18 protein-coding genes and 1 pseudogene are annotated in these 18,654 nt (G+C 42.6%); 7 read left to right on the top strand and 12 right to left on the bottom strand.

All coding sequences use genetic code 11. The annotated features are described in order from the left end of the window. On the top strand, positions 1–362 hold a 362-nt coding region (locus tag SWH54_10065; GenBank protein ID MDY6791602.1), incomplete at its 5' end, for a hypothetical protein. A 46-nt stretch (positions 363–408) separates the two neighbouring features. Here SWH54_10065 and SWH54_10060 read toward each other — a convergent pair. Further along, entirely contained in the window at positions 409–1,926 is a 1,518-nt protein-coding gene (locus SWH54_10060) for a hypothetical protein (GenBank protein MDY6791601.1), read from the bottom strand. A 599-nt stretch (positions 1,927–2,525) separates the two neighbouring features. On the opposite strand from SWH54_10060, the gene nfsA reads away from it, so the two are divergent. From nfsA to SWH54_10040, 4 genes are all read left to right on the top strand, one after another. Then, complete coding sequence (gene nfsA / locus SWH54_10055; protein ID MDY6791600.1) at positions 2,526–3,263, top strand: oxygen-insensitive NADPH nitroreductase; 738 nt, start codon at positions 2,526–2,528, stop codon at positions 3,261–3,263. Positions 3,264–3,415: 152 nt separating this feature from the next. Continuing rightward, complete coding sequence (locus tag SWH54_10050) at positions 3,416–3,775, top strand: FHA domain-containing protein (protein MDY6791599.1); 360 nt, start codon at positions 3,416–3,418, stop codon at positions 3,773–3,775. Positions 3,776–4,147: 372 nt separating this feature from the next. Next, positions 4,148–4,642 (top strand): pyrimidine dimer DNA glycosylase/endonuclease V, encoded by a 495-nt coding sequence (locus tag SWH54_10045; protein MDY6791598.1) that lies wholly within the window; start codon positions 4,148–4,150, stop codon positions 4,640–4,642. A 66-nt stretch (positions 4,643–4,708) separates the two neighbouring features. Beyond that, positions 4,709–5,074, top strand: coding sequence for a cupin (locus SWH54_10040; protein ID MDY6791597.1), 366 nt, complete (start codon positions 4,709–4,711; stop codon positions 5,072–5,074). Between the two features lie 152 nt (positions 5,075–5,226). On the opposite strand, the gene SWH54_10035 is transcribed toward SWH54_10040, so the two are convergent. Beyond that, positions 5,227–7,425 (bottom strand): FapA family protein, encoded by a 2,199-nt coding sequence (locus SWH54_10035; GenBank protein ID MDY6791596.1) that lies wholly within the window; start codon positions 7,423–7,425, stop codon positions 5,227–5,229. Between the two features lie 741 nt (positions 7,426–8,166). On the opposite strand from SWH54_10035, the pseudogene SWH54_10030 reads away from it, so the two are divergent. Then, positions 8,167–8,313 (top strand): annotated as a pseudogene (locus SWH54_10030) (hypothetical protein). Between the two features lie 77 nt (positions 8,314–8,390). On the opposite strand, the gene SWH54_10025 reads toward SWH54_10030, so the two are convergent. The 10 genes from SWH54_10025 to SWH54_09980 form a co-directional block, all read right to left on the bottom strand. Next, a complete protein-coding gene (locus SWH54_10025; protein ID MDY6791595.1) occupies positions 8,391–9,299 on the bottom strand; it encodes a DMT family transporter in 909 nt (302 codons plus the stop codon). Between the two features lie 172 nt (positions 9,300–9,471). Continuing rightward, positions 9,472–10,629, bottom strand: coding sequence for an NrfD/PsrC family molybdoenzyme membrane anchor subunit (gene nrfD, locus SWH54_10020; protein ID MDY6791594.1), 1,158 nt, complete (start codon positions 10,627–10,629; stop codon positions 9,472–9,474). A gap of 7 nt (positions 10,630–10,636) precedes the next feature. Further along, positions 10,637–11,428: a 4Fe-4S dicluster domain-containing protein gene (locus tag SWH54_10015; GenBank protein ID MDY6791593.1), complete on the bottom strand. Its 792-nt coding sequence runs from the start codon at positions 11,426–11,428 to the stop codon at positions 10,637–10,639. Continuing rightward, positions 11,428–11,817 (bottom strand): sulfate reduction electron transfer complex DsrMKJOP subunit DsrJ, encoded by a 390-nt coding sequence (dsrJ, locus tag SWH54_10010; GenBank protein ID MDY6791592.1) that lies wholly within the window; start codon positions 11,815–11,817, stop codon positions 11,428–11,430. The genes SWH54_10015 and dsrJ overlap by 1 nt, the downstream gene beginning before the upstream one ends. Beyond that, complete coding sequence (locus tag SWH54_10005) at positions 11,810–13,450, bottom strand: (Fe-S)-binding protein (protein MDY6791591.1); 1,641 nt, start codon at positions 13,448–13,450, stop codon at positions 11,810–11,812. Before SWH54_10005 ends, dsrJ begins: the two co-directional genes overlap by 8 nt. A gap of 3 nt (positions 13,451–13,453) precedes the next feature. Continuing rightward, positions 13,454–14,527, bottom strand: coding sequence for a sulfate reduction electron transfer complex DsrMKJOP subunit DsrM (gene dsrM / locus SWH54_10000; GenBank protein ID MDY6791590.1), 1,074 nt, complete (start codon positions 14,525–14,527; stop codon positions 13,454–13,456). 77 nt (positions 14,528–14,604) lie between these two features. Continuing rightward, the gene (locus SWH54_09995) at positions 14,605–15,141 is read right to left on the bottom strand and encodes an RsbRD N-terminal domain-containing protein (protein MDY6791589.1); all 537 of its coding nucleotides are present in this window, start codon (positions 15,139–15,141) and stop codon (positions 14,605–14,607) included. 197 nt (positions 15,142–15,338) lie between these two features. After that, entirely contained in the window at positions 15,339–15,794 is a 456-nt protein-coding gene (locus tag SWH54_09990) for an iron-sulfur cluster assembly scaffold protein (GenBank protein ID MDY6791588.1), read from the bottom strand. A gap of 124 nt (positions 15,795–15,918) precedes the next feature. Further along, positions 15,919–16,467 carry a hypothetical protein gene (locus tag SWH54_09985; protein ID MDY6791587.1) on the bottom strand — a complete coding sequence of 183 codons (549 nt, stop codon included), beginning with the start codon at positions 16,465–16,467 and terminating at the stop codon, positions 15,919–15,921. A 355-nt stretch (positions 16,468–16,822) separates the two neighbouring features. Continuing rightward, a complete protein-coding gene (locus SWH54_09980) occupies positions 16,823–17,350 on the bottom strand; it encodes a MarR family transcriptional regulator (protein ID MDY6791586.1) in 528 nt (175 codons plus the stop codon). Between the two features lie 423 nt (positions 17,351–17,773). Between SWH54_09980 and SWH54_09975 the strand changes: the two genes are divergently transcribed. After that, positions 17,774–18,541, top strand: coding sequence for a methyltransferase (locus SWH54_09975; GenBank protein ID MDY6791585.1), 768 nt, complete (start codon positions 17,774–17,776; stop codon positions 18,539–18,541). Positions 18,542–18,654: the final 113 nt, after the last annotated feature.

The following is an 18,654-nucleotide window of genomic DNA, read 5'->3' as shown; positions in this document are numbered from 1 at the left end:
AGTCGATGATGTGCTTCTCAGTGCTTACGATTGTTGGAAAGGATAAAGGAGACTATCGTACCGGTGCGTACCCAGATAGCGAAGACTTCGATTTCCTCCCAGCGTTCAGGGCCCATCTGAAAGTGGAGAAAAATATGCGATCATTGCGTTTAATAAGTTGCCTGGCCCTGGTATTGCTCCTGTTTTTCTGCAACACCTACGCCGAGTCCGCTGATAAGATAATTTACGGTAATGCAGGTTCAAGGCTGTTGGCCGAGAGCTTTGGAGTATTCAATGAACCCTGGGCCATGACCTTTCTACCGGATGGAGACTTCCTGGGTTTCGGGAGCCTCCTTGATATATTGATAATTCTAACGATTTAGATTTCAGGAAAGTTTATAAGTTCGTTATGATGATTGTAAATATTAATTATTCAAACAAATTGCTTTTTATTTTATTATGTTGCTTATCAGTTTGAATTTTTTGTCGATTAATTTCGTCTTTTATCATTTTAGGTGGAATGCCGGGATTTACCATAACAATGATAGTAGAATTCCTATCGCCAGAGGTCACTGATTTCGTACCAATTATACTTAGATTTTTCTTGTCCAGAAAATAAATCACATTATCGCGAGTATCTTTGTTGTATTTTAATATTTTCCCTCCAAATTTCTCTTTGTATCCCGTAACAATAATTAAGGCATCATCATATGAGTTGTAATACTGAATTTTAACACCAAAAAGCTTTTCTTGATAAAAAAAGATAGTTAAAGATCTCTCATATGGTAGTTTGGCATTGTTCCATTCTAAAGTATTGCCCGTAAATCCTTCATTAATTTTGAAATATCGATACATGTTAATTGAATTTGGAGCGCCAATAACATGAGTGTTGTTCTGAAAATCGTATTTAAGACCGTTGTCAAACCAGACATGTGATGGTTGTCTGTACGTTTTTAGTTTGCCTTGAAGCGGGATAAAATAATTATGCTTCAGTAAAATTTCAACTTCATCTGGAATCATTCCCCATTTTAAGAATTTCCAACCGCCTTTCACACGAGAATACTTGTTGGTGATCTTATTTACCGTAGACTGTTTAATCTTAACTGGTTCAGCTCTTTCCTCTTTTAATATCTTGGAGGGTGCATCTGATGTTTTTGTAACATTTTTCTTTTCCACAGATGCAGATAAACTTTCATGTTTTTTTCTGGCAGTTTCTTCTTTGAGTTTGGCATTCCGTTTAGCTATCCGCTCTTTTTCTGCTGCGATCTTTGCAGCTTTTTCTTCTGCCTGTTTTTTTTCTTGAGCAATTAGGTCCTTTCTAGTCTTAACAAAATTCTTAGCTATATCTAAAAATTGGTTATATAGAATAATTACGCTGTCTTTTATCATCGGATTTGAAAGATCGAACTCATTGGGGTCAATCCGAACTAATTCATTGTGGAGATTAACGATTTTTCTTGTAAGAATAGAATCTTTAAGCATGGAGCGAGAAGGATTTACAATAGAATCAACAAAACTTCTGATGTTTAAAGCATTGGTTCCAAGTTGATATCTATCTAAAATTTCTTGAAGATCTTTCTTGGGCTTATGATCTTTTTTTAGCTCCTTGTATTTCGCCAAATACTTTTCTATGGCTTTTCTAAACTCAACTAAGGTTTTCGCTGCATCTTTACCTTCCCAGGTTTTGGGTTGATAATTATTAATCGTGACGTGTTTAATCTTTTCATATAGGTCCGTATACTTTTTATAGACAGAATTTTTCAATATGGTTTCTTTTTCAAAATCAGACTGCGGGACGTTCGGTATGGACATTCTCAATTCCATTGTTGATTGGAATCCAAGTTCTTTAACGAGTTTGGGAGTATCAACTGGTTGAGCAGCTTTTGCAGGGACAATAAAAATCAAAGCAAATAAAAAACAAAACATAAATTCATATAATTTTTTCATTTCTACCTCCGAATTTAAACTTATGTGCGATGGTGCATTGAATATGCATCTTCTTTCCAGATATTATAATTATCCATCAGTTCCCCGCTTCTTAGTTCTTGAATTAACATCCCCAATATACTGGTTTGTTTAGGATTGTTATACTCACTAGCTTGGGATATTTTACCAATAACACAACTCCATTATTTAATTTATCGCCAAAATTGTGAAATACTTTAGACAATACTTTGATATAATAAGCTGATAAATAACATAATAATTTTTTAGTATTATTTGATTCCGCTTGGAGGAATTATGATTTTGATTGAAGGGTTGAATTTGAGCAACAGACAAGCTAATACAAATAATAGTCCACTTTTTGAGGGGAACATCAAACTCTAAAAGAAGGATTTAATATCCATGCGTCAGAGAAAGACGATCGTTCCTGTTGAAAAATAGTGACAGTGCTTACGATTGTTGGAAAGGATAAAGGAGGCTATCGTGTCTGTGAGTGACCCAGATAGCGAAGACTTCGATTTCCTCCCAGCGTCAAGGCCCATCTTAAAGAGGAGAGAAATATGCAATCATTGCGTTTAATCAGTTACCTGAAAGAGGACTAAATGAATCCAGTGATGCAATTACTCCGGTCCCACCGCTCCATCCGAAAATTCACCGATCAACCGGTGGATGATGGTATGATTGATGAAATTATTCGGTGTGGCCAATCTGCAGCTACCTCCAGCAACCTCCAGGCCACCACGGTGATCCGTGTGCGGAAAGCGGAAACGCGGCGTGAAATTGCCCGGTTGTCCGGGGATCAGGAATATGTGACCACCGCCGGGGCTTTTCTGGTGTTCTGTGCCGATCTCAACCGATCCCGACGGGCCTGTGAGATGCAGAGCGGTGACTTTATAACTGGGATGACCGAACACTTCATCATTGCCACCATTGATGTGGCCCTGTTTGCCCAGAACTGTGCCGTCGCCGCCGAATCAACAGGTTTGGGCATCTGCTACATCGGCGGTATCCGCAATGATCCGGAGAGGGTCGTTGCGCTTCTGAATCTGCCGGATCAGGTATATCCTGTTTTCGGGTTTTGTCTCGGATATCCGGCCCAGGACCCTGAAGTCAAACCCCGCTTGCCCCTCCCCGTGGTACTGAAGGAAGATCGTTATCAAAACTCAGATGACACGGAGGGTATCATGGCGTATGATGAACAACTACGGAATTATTACAGAACCCGTACGGGTGGCACCAAAGATAGCTGCTGGACCCAGGAGATGAAGGCTCTGGTGGGTAAAGAATCCCGTCCCCACATGCGTGGATTTCTGAAATCCCGTGGCTTTACCATGAAATGACCATGCGCCGGTGTAAAGGACTTTCATGGCATAGATATCTGGCGGGTTTCGGGACTTTCCCTGATATATTGACAAGTCGACTAATTTAGGGTTCGAGGCGCTCAGCAGCAAGAATTACCATTTTTCAAAGCGCATAGCCATAGAGGTCATCGATGATCAAAATACTGCTGAAGTTAAACCAAAAAGTGCTGAAAGCATTTGAAACCGATAAAGATAAAATCACTATCGGCAGGCTTGAAAGCAATGATATTCATATTGATAGTCCTGCTGTCTCCAGACAACATGCACAGATTATTCAGAATCAGGGTAACTACTTAATTGAAGATCTGAAAAGCACCAACGGGACATTTCTCAATAAAGGAAGGATTGCTACTTCGTATCTGAAGGATGGAGATGTCATAACGATTGAAAAATATGCACTGGCGGTCAAAATTAAAACAGAAAATAATATTAATATTGCCCTCAGCCCAGAGGGAGAGATTCAGTTGCTTAATGTCGAAAAACTCAAGTAGTTGAAACATTTAATGTTCAAGGCTATTAGGGTCAGGGACATTCATTAGAACCGATCTCAAAAACAATCTTAGTGTCCATGGCGGCGTTGTGGAACGGTTCAAAATGCTCACATACTGCGTGTATGCTCCGCTTTTTCACCGATCCACGCCTTGCCCTGAACCCGAACCTTATTTTTGAGATAGGTTCTAGTTTAAAAGTTCAAAATAGGGGACATTCGCGCAGAAAGTGCTTGAAGATTAATATAAAAAAGAAAATTATAGGTGATGCCAAGGTTAGCAAGATTAGATGCCTCTGGCCTGTTGCACCATATTAAGGTACTTTCTAAAAAGCTGGCTGAAAGGTACATGTTTCTATTGGTGAACTTCGCTCAAATGAATATATTTATTCTGGATGAAAATATTGAAAAATGCGCAGAGTATCATTGTGACCAACACGTGGTGAAAATGATACTTGAGAGCGTGCAGATGTTATGCACGGCGTTAAATAAAAAAGGGTTTTCTACACCATACAAGTCGACCCACATAAAACATCCATGTGTGCTTTGGGTAGAAAAGTCATTCGACAATTTTTCCTGGCTGCAAAATCTTGCAGCCGCACTTAATAATGAATACCGATTCAGATTTGAAAAAGAAACAGACCACAAATCAATGTCTGTTCTTCGGGAAATTTCGAATTATGACTACGAAAATCTGGGCTTGACCGAATTTGCTCAAGCCATGCCCGAAAAATATAAAGTTCCTGGAGATGCAATTAAGGCATACAGACATTTTTACCTGGCAGAGAAGATGTCTTTTGCGAAATGGACTAAAAGAAATATCCCTTACTGGGTTTTAGGGCCTCAGCATAACGTTGAAAAGTCCACCTAAGCGTCGGCAAACAGACGCGAAAAAGAGACTTGCGTCACTGAAGCGTGCCGTTAAAAATTTACACACATGCCAATAAAAATAAATAAGCCAACAGTTATTGAAGCAGCCGGCAACAAACCCAAGAGAATTGAAGAATATATTGGGTTGGTTAACTCCGATACCACAGCCTTGAGTATCGCTCGCATGGTCAGTCCCCAAGGTTGGGTAGAGCCTGGGCAGCAGCCGGAATTTACCGAGTATACAGTGGTTCTAAAAGGAATGTTGAGGGTAAAAACTGAATCGGGCGAGTTGGATGTACATGCGGGTGAAGCTATTATTGTTAATAAAAATGAATGGGTTAAATATAGCACACCAAATGCGGGCGGTGCCGAATATATAGCTGTTTGTTTGCCGGCATTTTCTCCTGATACAGTTCATCGGGCGGGTGAATAATTAAAAACAGCCGCAACCGCTTCACCCTGACAGTTACCACTGAGATTGATGTTTGCTTAGGTGGCAATCATCAATGTCTGCTCATGGTGGTCGATGATCCCGGCATATAGAAACAGTTTATGCCCTATAGGGTTTTAGAGCTTACGTATGTTTCACCGCAGGGGGTTGATTTTCATATGCCACCGGGTAGATTGACCCTCTTTAGTTTTATTGGTTTCAAAAATGTTGACATGGGCACAATCGTCCTTGAAGGTGAGCTTTGATTTAGGACCTGAAATTTTAGTGCCGTGAAAAAGATCCCCGGAAACCTTCACAACCGGTTTCCCCTTTTCTGTTTCCCGCTTTTCCCGTAGCATCTCAATTTTTTCTTCGAGTTCCGTCAAGTCTTCAGCAAGTTCAGTCGCCTCCTCTTCAAGGTCCGCAATGGTAGTTTCGATTTCGCTGTCTTTCTTCATCAGCTCTTCCACGACTGTGTCTATTGCGCTGCGTTCTGCTTCAAGTTCTGCGATCGCCTTTTCATATTTAGCTTTCAGTCCTTCATCAATGCTTTCATGATCCTTGAATTTTTCTTTTAATTGCCTCAACTGCACCATGTATCGGTCTTGTTTCTGGGCGACCTCCCCGAGTTCTCCGTTTATCTGGTCGGACTGGGCCTTCAGGGTTTCGATTTGGGGCGTGAGGTCCTTCTTTCTCCGGCCCGTTTTTGAAAACAATTTTTTGAGCCCCGAAATTTTCCGGCGCAGTATGTGGTCAACCCCGACATTCAGGTCAGAGGGTTTTGACACGGCGGTCCCTACGTTCTTAGCGATAATTCCCTCCCGGGCGGCAATTTCGGAAGATATAATGGTGCCGTTCTCCACCTTGCAAATCCCATATAATTCAATCCTGGATTCAGTAATTTCCGTTTCAACAACGAGGTCACCGCCGGAATTGATGTCGGAATTGTGCACATGCACGGCATTCAAATTGCCCTCGCAGTTGATCTTTGAGTTGAAAATCCCGCCGGTCACCACAACGTCTCCACTGACATGGAGTTCTGCATTGTCGATACTCTGGGCTCTGAAACTCTCACCCCTCACCCGGTAACCGCTTTGAACGGTGCCTTCCACTTCAATATGCCCATTAAATTCAACGTGTCCGGTTTCGACGCCTATATCGCCTGGTATGTTGAGTACCGGAGAAACAATCAGTGTATCATTTCGAGACAGTTGCGGGGTCCCTTTGGCACCGGCAAAAAAACGATTACCGTCCTTGGATTTTTTCACCCCTTTACCGGCTTTCAGACTTACTTTCGCGATCGGTAGCGCAGGAATTTCATTCCCGAACACATCCATCCCAACCGTACCATTAATACCGGGTATTATCTCCACGAGAAGATTTCCTTCATCGACCTGGGGTATTTCCCCTCGATCTTTCCAGTCGATAGTTCCATCTTCCATCAACTTACCGGCTGTGAGCGGGTTGGTTTCAAAGTGATACACAATCTCCGGATCTTTTCCTTCTCCAGCAGGATAGCCCTTAGCTATTGTCAGTGTTTTAGGTTCTTCAGATTCATCTTTAAAAAAGCTTAGGATCACAGCCTTCTCAACAAGACCATGTTTAATCCCTTCCGCTTCAATCAACTTGAGCACATCTTCAAAAACCAGTTCCTCATGATCCCGGGCGTTCGGCATCAACCTGGCAGTCAACTTATCTTCACTAACATCCACCAAAAAATATTCATGAATCTTAACCTGTTCTTCATCTTCTTTGGGTTCCTGTTTGCCGGGTAAGATTTGTTCATCGTCGGATTCACCATTTTCGGCACCAGGTCCGAATCCTTCGACACCTGATTTGGCTTTTTCGCTACCGGGCGCAGTTTCCACAGTCAGGCCCTGCACTGCAAGTATTGCCGCCTTTTGCTCCTCTGAGAGATATTTAAGTTCTTCCAAAACCCGGCTGAGGGGGACGTCGTTCTTTATTTTTTCTTGTACCTTCCTTTGAATTTCTAAAGATTTTTTAAGCTGGCCCTCAGAAATGAATCCCAGCTTCATGGCAAGATCTCCGAAGCGCTGGTTGTAAAGCCCCAGTTCCCTAAACAGTATCTTGGCTTTCTCACGCAGAGCCTTGCTTTCACCGCTTTTCTGGTTGTCTTCTGACAGAGCCAGCATTGCTATAATGGCAGCTCGTTGCTCTTCAGTAATATGCCCGAGCTGCAGCAATACTTGTCCCAGGGATACATCGTTTTTTGTTTTTTCCTGTAATTCTTTCTGGTGCCTCCGTGCTTCATTCAATTGCGCCTGGCTAATCAATCCTATCCGCGCGGCGGTATCACCAAACTGTTGGTTGTAGAGTTTGAGATGTCGAGCCATACTGCTTGCTATCCTTTCAAGGTTATGACTCTCGGGAGGATTTTCTCGCTGAGGTCACGAAAGCAGACGATGGTGGTCACTTCTTTTTCCCCGGAATAAACGGTTGTGGCATCCAGTCTGATCGGAACCTTCCTTCCATTTTACGCCAGTAAAACAAGGTGGCAGCCAGCCGGTTTGCCTTTGCCGCCATAATTGTCGATCCCGAGCCTGGACAGAAAATCACTAGGTTACAAACATCAAAATCGTAAATTTAGTTTTTTTCGACAGTCTCTGAGAGTTACTCAGGTTGAACAACATTAATGATATCATTATTGGTGCATGTCGAGTCAAGAAAATCTTAATGTTGATTGTTGTAAAATCATATCCGTCTAACGACAAATTAACGCATTAGTCACCTCTGCATCGACAACAAAGACTCGAATTGGTGATGCCGGCTTAAATGAAAATGATGTTTTTCACTATCTATTTGATTTTGGGGGTGATTGGTGGCATCGAATCTATGTACAAAATATTGATGAATTAAAATCTAATAAAAAACATATTAAACTAATCAAGTCAGTTGGAGAATCTCCGCCACAATATCCAGATTACGATGATGATGAATAAAAAATCGCAGACATTATGTTGCTGGTAGAGACACACAAAGGAAAATGCGTCCAACAAAAGCTGCGGTAAAAACCGAATAGATGACACTGAATTTATATGGCTTCACGGACACTCAACCGGGCGGTTGGGGTTTAAGTCTATTTTAAATGTGAGAATCTCCATAGAATTGGGGCCATCAAATTTCACTGGGCATTCAACAGCATCTCTCAACTTTCGAAAGCAGATAAAGCAGGTGGGGTCATTGCTTATTCTTCAGGGAAGCATGCACAGGCAGTCGCTTTGGTCGGAAAACACTGAACATTCAAACCAATTTGATTTTGCCATAATGATAACGATCTTAACTCAAAGGTGTGAAATGGTTATGTGGGTGCATGAACCCATTTTAGATTCACGATAAAGATTCCCGAAACGATAAGCAGCAGTGCCAGCATAATTTTTGCAGTGATCGGTTCTCGCAAAACAAGTCCACCCAGCAGCACACCCGCCACCGGCATAATGAAAATAAAAGAATGCAAAGCGACGGCACCGTATTTTTTTAGCATGGTAATCCAGGCGATAAAACCAAAGGATCCGGTTACAACAGCCTGATATAATAACGATAAAGTCACCCTCGGGTTTATTTCCGATATCATGCTGCCATCGAAGAGAAAGCCTGCCAGAAAAAACAGCGGGGTGGCGATCATCATTGGATATAGCACGAGATGAAACGGTTCAAAGTTTGCGATAATTCTTTTGGTATAAATCCCATTGCAGGCCCACAGAAAAGCGGCACATAAAACGATCAGGTCACCGGTTTGAAAATCCGCAGTGATTCCCTTCTTTTCCAGGAATACAAAAGCCACCCCGGAAAAACCCACCAGAATGCCCAACAGCTTTCTTGTTGATATGGCATCTTCAGCAATGAAATAATGTGCCAAAACCAGAAGGAAAAAAGGCTGCAGGTTGACAAACAGTGTGGCCCGGGAGGCATTGGTTCTGCTGATGCCAAAATAAAAAAGGGACAGTTGAACAAAAAATATCATGCCAATAATGAGCATGGGGTAGAATTGTCCTTTTCTTATGACAAAAGGCTTACGTGTGGACAGAGCCCATAGACTAATTACCAGCGATGCCACGCCGAATCGCATCCCGGCTGAGGTGAAAACACCTATTCCTTCAAGGGTCATCTTTATCGCCACCGCATTGGATCCGAACAGGATGCAGATAAAGGCGGTAAAAAGAGCGCCGGAGAGTGGCAGCTTGAGGTTGGTAATTTTTTGTTCAACCATTATATGGTTACCATGGATATGCCAGGAAATTTCACAGAGATTAAAAATTAATATTCAGTGTCTCTGCGTGAAACTCCGTATTAAATCTTTTAACAAGGCTAATTTATTACAGAAAAAAAAAGGGCTCAAACCGAAAATTTGAGCCCTTGGAAAATTTATTTAGCAGTTTCGATTATGCGCGAACTTCTTCCTTTACTGAAACCGCGATTTTAAACAGGAGGGTTAACACCAAAAATCCGGTGGCCCAGACACCGAGTGCGATCAGAACTTCAGGTATGGTCGGAACATATTCATTCACATGGTGTAAGGGGCTGGGTACAAAACCGCCGGAGATCATGCCAAGCCCTTTGTCGATCCAGGTGCCGACAAAAGTGGTGATGCAGGCGACAATCAGAATGCTTTCGTTTTTACGCGTGATTGGATTCACCAGCAAAATAATACTGATCACCATCAAAACCATGGAGGTCCACATCCAGGGCACCAGCACACCGTGTCCGTGAAGACCGACAAAAAGGTATTTAATATGATCGGTATGCTCGGGAATGTTGGCATAAAAGACAGTAAAAATTTCGCAGAGAAAGAAAAACACATTAATTGAAATTGCATAGGCCACGATCTTGGCCAGAGACTGAATCTGTTCCTTCCCCGGGTCGTAATTGGTCACCCTTCGGATAATCAGGCATAACAGAATCAATAGTGCCGGACCGGCTGCAAAGGCGGAAGAAAGAAACCTGGGAGCTAAAATAGCTGTCATCCAGAATCCTCTGCCCGGAAGACCGCAGTAAAGATAGGCGGTAACCGTATGGATGCTCACCGCCCAGGGGATGGAAATATATATCAGCGGTTTGAGCCATGCCTGGTAGTGAACATTATTCCTCTCGGCTTCCAGCACATTCCAGCCGATAATAATATTTAAGAAAAGATATACATTCAATACGATCATATCCCAGAAAAGAACGGAATTCGGCGTGGGATAAAGCGGAACGTTAAAAAGCCTCATGGGCTGGCCAAGGTCGACGATAATAAATAACAGGCACATCACCACGGAGGCAATGGCGAGAAACTCGCCCAAAATGGTCACCTTTCCAAAGGCCTTATAATCATGCAGATAGTATGGCAAAACCACCATCACACCCCCTGCGGCCACACCAACCAAGAAGGTAAACTGGGCGATATAAAATCCCCAGGATACATCCCGGGTCATACCGGTAATGCCCAGGCCAAAATCGAGCTGCTTCAGATAAACGAGAAATCCAACCCCGATTATAACAAGCAGAACCGCCAACCACCCATAATATTTTTTGCTGCCTTTGATTGCTAATTCAAGCATAACGACCTCACACTATGTAGTAAACAGAAGGCTCGGTACCCAGGCCCTGCTTACGTCGGATTGTGTAGTTTGTTTTTAACAGTTTTCTGACTTCAGACTCAGGATCGTACAGATCCCCGAAAGCGATGGCGCCGTTGGATGCCTCCACACAGGCAGGCATTTTGCCAACCGCCAGGCGCTCCGCACAGAAGTTGCACTTTTCCACCACCCCTTTCATTCGGGTGGGGAACTCCTTGTTGGTTTCTTCAATGAAAGGGCGTGGATCTCTGAAATTGAAACTTCGTGCACCGAAGGGACAGGCCGCCATACAAAATCTGCAGCCGATGCAGCGGTGAAAATCCATCAGCACGATCCCGTCACTCTCTCTTTTAAACGTGGCTTTGGTGGGGCAGGCGCGGCAACAGGGCGGGTCTTCACAGTGATTGCAAAGGACCAGAAAAGGCGTCTGCTTTATCTTATCATCAAGGAACCGATTGGTTTTTCCCGGAAAAGCGTGCTTGTATTCTTCCTCCCAGATCCATTTCACCTCATGTCCCTTATTCTCCAGCTTGGTGGGAACATTATGAATTTTATGACAGGCATCAATGATCGGCTCAAGAGCCTCTGCCGAATCGAGTTTCCGGGTATCGATGACCATGGCCCACTGTTTGGCTTTTAAGGCCTTGTCCCCTTTTTTAATTTGAACCTCGGGTTTATCGCCGTGTTCTTCTTTGGCAAATGCATCCAGAACAGGCTTTGCCCCCAAACCAAGGGCTGAAATACCTGCTATTTGCAAAAAGCGTCTTTTGCTGCTTTCCATCACTTTTTCTCCTTCGGGTTATCAATATGGCAATCCCAGCAATAAGGATCTACCGAAGCATAATCGTGGCACTTATCACAAAAGTCTGCCTTGTTTGAGTGACAATCAAGACAGGTATTTGACAGACTCATGTTAAATTCCTTTCCGCTGCTGTTGACATACACTCTCTCGGCATTTCTTACCACCGAATGTCTCCATTCATCAAGCAGCTGCATATGTTCTGCTTTCATATAATCAGTGGGGCGAACGCACTCTTTGGCCGCCTTGGCCTTATCGGTCAATTTAAGTTCAGGTGCAGGGGCGGCCTTCAGCAGACCATACCAGAAAGGAAACAGTATAATTGCGATAAAAATAATTAAACCCGCAATGATAATTTTTTTATCATTCATCAGCATCACCCTCCGTATCACCCTCTATTCCCGGCAGTTCTTCCCCGCGCAGGTCAAGTGTTCTTTCTTTTTGTCCGGGCATGTTCAGTGCATTGGCCACCATTTCGCAAATACCGGTGACATCGACTTCCGGAACCCAGTAAGACATGAGGTCAGGAAGTACCGCCCGGTCGATGGCGCAGATACATGAAAGCATATTTACACCGAATTTTTCATGAACATATTTGACGGCGTTGGCCCTGGGAAGCCCTCCGGCCATTCTCAGTTCCATATCTTCACCTGCATTCAAGCCTGCTCCGCTGCCGCAGCAGAAGGTTTGTTCCCGGATTGTATTTTGAGGCATTTCATAAAAATGGTTGCATACGTGGTTAATCACATATCTTGGCTCTTCCAAAAGTCCCATGCCCCTGGCAGGATTGCAGGAATCGTGATAGGTGACCTTGATGTGATCATTTCTGCTGGGATCGAGATCGAGTTTATCATGCTTGATAAGATCAGCGAGAAACTCCATAATATGCACCATCTTGGTGGATTTGGCGTTTTCAAACTTGGTTCCGGTTATGGGGGAAACCGGCTCTTCCAGAAAATCGGCCGGACCGTTCAATGTATCCATATACTGGTTAATCACCCGCCACATGTGGCCGCATTCACCTCCGAGAATCCATTTTACTCCGAGTCTTTTGGCTTCTGCATACATCTTGGCATTGAGTCGCTTCATGGTCTCGTGGGAGGTGAAAAAGCCGAAGTTCCCGCCTTCGGATGCATAGGTGCTCCAGGTGATGTCAAAACCGTACTTCTCCTGTAAATAATGAAATATCATCATGTATCCCATGCAGGTGAAGGTCCCCGGATCGGCAAACACATCGCCGGACGGGGTAATAAACAGGATGTCCGCACCTTTTTTATTGAATGAGGGGTTCACCCTGATTCCGGTGATGTCCTCGATTTCATCGGTAAAAAAGTCCAGCATATCCTTATACGCGTGGGGCTGTATTCCAAGGTGATTTCCCGTCCGGTAGCAGTTGGCCACCGGGGTGGCAATCCAGTCGATATTCAGTCCGATGAGATTGAGAAGTTCCCTACCCATAATGGTTATCTCGGCAGTGTCTATCCCATAGGGGCAAAAAACCGAGCACCTTCGACATTCGGTGCACTGGAAGAAATAATACCACCATTCCTTTAATACCGCCAGTGTAAGCGGCCTTGCCCCGGCCACCTTGCCAAGAATTTTTCCCGCGGTGGTAAAGTCATTACGATAGACGGAACGCAACAGTTCGGCTCTTAAAACCGGCATGTTTTTAGGATCGCCCGTTCCGATAAAGAAATGGCATTTGTCGGCACAGGCTCCGCAGCGGACACAAATATCCATGAACACTTTAAAAGAGCGAAACCGTTCCAGACGTTCTCTAAACCCTTCGAAAATAATTTCTTTCCAGTTTTCCGGCAGTTGCCAGTCTTCCTCGAAACAGCTCCAGGTTCTGGGGTAGGGAAGCCCGACATACTCCACACTTTTAGGGTTTGAGGCGTAGCATGCAATGCCTTTTCTTATATTAACGGGAGTTTCCATCCATCCTGTTTGAGAAGGACGGTGGTCCATCTTTAACATTTCTTCTGGTGTTGGAACATCTGCCATAAACTACTCCTTTTCTTCTTGTTCCTGTGGTTCTTCCGGTGTTTTTGCAACAGGCTGTTTGTCCACCGGCAGTCCGGCTTCTACCATTTTTTCCCTGAATTCGTCTTCATATTCTTCGTAAGTATGGGTAGGAACCGGATAATTCCATGGGTTGACATGCCTTCTGGCGCGGGTGTCGGTGGTCAGGTTTCTGGTCGGACTTAAAAATATTCCTCCCAGGTGCATGAGCTTGCTGAAGGGAAAGTATGCCAACAGAATACTGACAAAAAACAGATGGACATAAAAAACGCCCCCGACTCCTTCCGGGATGGTAAACCGAAAGGTTATCAGACCCATGGCAAATTCTTTTATTTCTACAATATTTACCTTGGAAAAATAACGCATCAGGATACCGGTTAACGCAATGCCGAAAATTAAAAAAAGCGGGAAAAAATCTGCGGCAAGGGAGATATATCTGACCTGGGGAATGAAAACCCTTCTTAAAAACAGATAGGTCACTGCTGCCAGCAGCACAAGGCCGGACAGATATACACCGGGCAGGCCCCATTTATAGACATCATATAGAATTTCTATGCGGAAAAAACCGTCCAGTCTTTCCAGCAACTGTATTAAAAAAGGAACCGGCTCGGTAAAAAAGCGAAGATGCCGAACGATCACGGTAAGAAATGACCAGTGAAATGCCAGAGCCCCCAGCCATAAAAAGATTTCCAGCTGGTAGGACAGTTTGGATCCCTCTTTTAGCTTCATCCGGGTATTCCTGAACAAAGACCGGAAAAACAGAATCTCCAGTATCATTCGAATCACCACGCCTCCGGTAGTGGTCGGGTTGTCAACACTGTTTGGCTTGATCCAGGGAAGTGTTTTCTGCTGACCACAGGTGGTGGGAATTTTAAAAGGAACCGCCGAACGTGTCCACGCCATCACCCGGTAAATGAACCCGGCAATAAATATGATAATGGCCACATAGGGAATGACGATTCCAAAAAGGATATGAAGACCCAGCGCTTCAACACCAATGTAGGAAATCAGGAAAAGAACAACGACAGCAATGAGGGAATAAAGGTATTTTACATTCATATAATGTTACCTCACTTAGGGTTCCGTGACAACATACAATAAATCATGTAATATTTTGCTGCCAGGTGACTGTATTATTATAACGCTTTAAGATTAGGATTATTTTCCGGAGCATCATCTATTAAACCCGCTCGTGCAAACGCACTGTATATTTTATTTCTTTCCGTAGTTACCTTTAATTCATAAATTTTTTCTCTACATTCAACATAGATATTAAAGGCGATCAGGCACAAGGTGTCAATTTTTTCTTCAAATTGCAAAAATTCATTAAAAATTTGTGTATCACGAAGTTCTTTTTTTAAATGTGTAATAATCACTTTCTTTAAAGATAGGATAAATGAGGTGGCTTCTGAGGGGGAAAAATCCTGAACAGCTCTAATCCGGACGAGGGGGTCCAGACAGGACTTTATTTCTTCGCGATTCATCTGCGATAGAAGCTCGTCAAACAGTTTTTTTATACTGTTAAAGATGGTATTTCCTACAGGATTGGCAAAGGGATCTTTCTGTCTTTTAAAAAAATCAGCTGCGTCAGGCGCATACGTGGCAGCAACCGCTTCAAACCAGTCTTTGGTAATGGTGGATTTTTTCTTTTCTAATAAATCTTTCAGCCCCATTCCTATCGCGATTCCTAAACTGCCTGTTGGTGCCCGTTGAAGAGTAAACTACCGGATGTCAGTCTTTAGCCTATGTTAGTATCAAAGTACCTTCTTTGAAGTGAAAGCTATAAACAACTTGCAAATTCATGTCAAGAATAAATGAAAAAATTTGTTTTCCCGCGTTGTTGTAAAATGGGGAATGTTTTGCAATGGTTTCATCTGCTTTTTATCATCTGATGCGGGTAATGCTTTTTCCAGGGACTTCGTTTCAGTTCTCGTAAATTGGCCAGAGCAAGATAAAAAGCACCCACAGCAACTTCCGCACAGTGGGTTTTTTCAGCAGGCAATGTGCCGAGATAATCAATGACTGTTTCAGGCGAAATTTCCCATGCCTGATCGATATGTTTGCCTTCCGCCAGGCATGCCACTGTATTGGCACAGGCATTGGTGTTTATACAGCCGTCTGTCTGAAATGATACCGAATCTATTTTATCATGGCGGACAGCTAAAAATATTTCAACCGTATCACCACATTGTCCGGTTCTTTTTCCATAACCGTCCGGGTGATGAACGACTTCCCGCTTATCAGTGCGAAAAGCCATTTGCAGGTAATTAAAGGAATGATTCTGCCAGAAATCAAAATTTTTTCCGGTTGTGCTTAAATCGGTCATATAATATTATCTATACCTTGCATCTTATATTTACATCGCTGTTAAAAGACGGTGAGACACAATTTGTGTGTATTCCTTACCGTCTATGGCTTTGAACAAACAACAAAGTGCGAAACTTAGACGATTATTTAATTTTGTTTAATCGGTTAGTGACAGCCTGGACGGTATCTTCGTTTAGTTTTCTTGCACAGCGACGCCAACCCCTGCTGGAACTTGTTCCATGGGTTTTGGCAAGAAAAGGTTTTGAACTTCTGCCGAACAACTGGTAACGGGTATCCAAAGTTTCAACACCGCCTCCATATCTCCTATATCTCCATCCCCTTCGCACACCTGGAGCACCTCCGCCAAAGTTTGTAATGGTCACTTTAAGCAGATATTTTCCTGGACCGCGTTTGTAAGCCTTTCTATGTTGTATCAGGTACGGCTTATATCCAGTTTTCTCCAGTATATTTACAAGATCCTTTTCCATCCACAGACCGAGAGAATTGTACTGTGACTTGACGAAAGCATTCATGTTCGCCTTAATTCCCCGGTCCACTAAAACATAGATGGAAACAGACTTTTTTGGGGCAACCGGCTTGGAAACCGATTTTGAAGAGGTTGATTGAGTCGTCTTACAACCAAAAACAAGCATGACCGAAAGCAAAAGACCTATCAAATAGTATTTTCTCATTTTAAGACTCCTTTCAGTATTGAGATGAAAACAATGAACTTGTATAGTGGTTGTCAAAAAAACGTTCCGTTATGGAAACGTTTTTTCTACAACCACTTATACCGAAATTCCATATTTCGGAACATATTTATGGCAAGCGGTATAAAACAGGTTTTTTACCCCGGTGATTTATAAAAAAAGGGAGTTCATATGTCAAATAAATTTCAGCCGGACGGACATCGTTGGTGGCAAGACAAGATGACTTTTTTTAAAACAGCAGGCTAAGAGCGCTTCAGGAATTTATTTGCGGTTTTATTCATGGTGGACTTGCAATTTAATTTTCCGAAGGTGCAGCGATAATTACACCAGGTGTCGCCTATATTTCCTCTGATGGTGTAATTCCCTCTGAAGGCGCAATTTCCGCTTTGGGCTCGTCAAAATGAGCAGGAGGGACCGGTACTTTCAACAGTTCTTTTTTCGGGCCAAGCATATCAACGATCATTTCCAAAGACCACAATATGAGTGTTATCTTTTCATCGTCAAGTTCTGCCAGGCGATTAAAAAAAGTTTTTCGCAATGGCGGGGGCGACTTTTCAATAAATTCGATACCTGCCTGGGTAATTTCAGCATGAACCTGTCGCCGGTCTTTGCTGATTCGGGTCCGTTGAACAAGGCCTCTGTTCTCAAGGCGATCAACAATGCCGGTGACCGTACTGTTGTTTAAAAAAACGATTTTTGTTAACGCGCTCAAAGAAATCGGTCCGTGTTGAAAAATTTCCTGCAGGCAGATCAGCTGTGGTATGGTAATTTTGTATTTTTCCAGAAGGTATTTGGAATGACGCGACATCTCCTGAATGATCTGCCGAAGGCGCATGATAATCTTTAAGTCGGCTTGTTCGAGCATGATATCTATCTCCCTATATTCCGCCTAGATTTATCCCATTTTCAGAAAAAATCAACCAGATAATTCAATAGCGATTTAAAAATTTGAAAAAATCAATTGACAAAAAGATAAATATCGAATAAAAAAATTTTTAACAAGAAATATTTTTAATTGAAATATTCCATATAAAAATTTATAGTCTTTAATTTTTTCACTTAAAAGTTTTGCTCATTTAACTTTCTGCCCGATCATTCCTGTTAATATTTGCAGCCTTAAGTTTACTGATTCTCGAGCGGATACGGCATGATTGAATAGAATGAAATGCCGGAAGAAAACGGTTAAGTTTTTTTGTAATATTTTGAATTCATAATTTATATATTCATAATTTATTATAATAAACAATTTAAACTTTTATTATACATTTAGATTTAAAGGAGGATAGAAATGGAAAAAAATAATTTTAAGTTAAGGATACCTGAGACAGCTAAAAATGTGCGGCAGGGGGAAGAGCCTTTTATTATCGAATACAACGGGGTGGAAAAGCGGATAAGGGCTCATGATTATGACGAGATATACAAAGTCCCCGGGCTTTATGAATATCTTTTTTATGACAAATACAAGTGCGACTCGCCCAATGTTGTTTGCTCCGAACTTGTAAAAGAGGTTGAAAACAGCCCGATGAATATTTCCGACTTGAAAGTGCTTGATGTGGGTGCCGGCAACGGCATGGTGGGTGAAGAACTTAAATCAGTTGGTGCCGATGCGGTGTTCGGAATAGACATCATCGAAGAAGCCGCCCAAGCAATTGAACGCGATCGGCCGGAAATTTACGAAGATTATTTAATTGAAGATCTGACCAGGCTGTCTAATGTAGCAAGAGAGAAAATCGAAAAGTGGTCTCCAAACTGCATGACGGTAGTCGCAGCCTTGGGGTTCGACGATATACCGCCCGAGGCATTTGCCGAGGCCTACAATATAATTTCAGAAACGGGATGGGTCGCCTTTAATATAAAGGATGAGTTTTGCAGCAAAAAAGATCGAACAGGTTTTGCGAAGCTGATTAATGATATGACAGACAGCGGTGTTTTTAGTATGAAATCCAAAAAACGTTATCGTCACAGATTTTGCCAGGATGGAACCCCACTAAATTATTTTGTGCTGATTGCGCAAAAACAAAAAAATATTCCTGAAAACATGTTGCAGGCAACTTGATTTAAGAAGTATCACACCGTGATGATTTTACCAGACACCTTGCAAACGGGGCTTTTAAGTTAACCTTCAAAATAAAATTCCGAGATTATTTACCAAAGTATTATAATTGAATA

The sequence above is a fragment of the Thermodesulfobacteriota bacterium genome (genome assembly GCA_034189135.1).
Classification (GTDB): Bacteria; Desulfobacterota; Desulfobacteria; order Desulfobacterales; family JAUWMJ01; genus JAUWMJ01.
The sequence above is the reverse complement of the archived record's forward strand: the minus strand, read 5'-3'. Positions and strand labels throughout refer to the sequence as shown.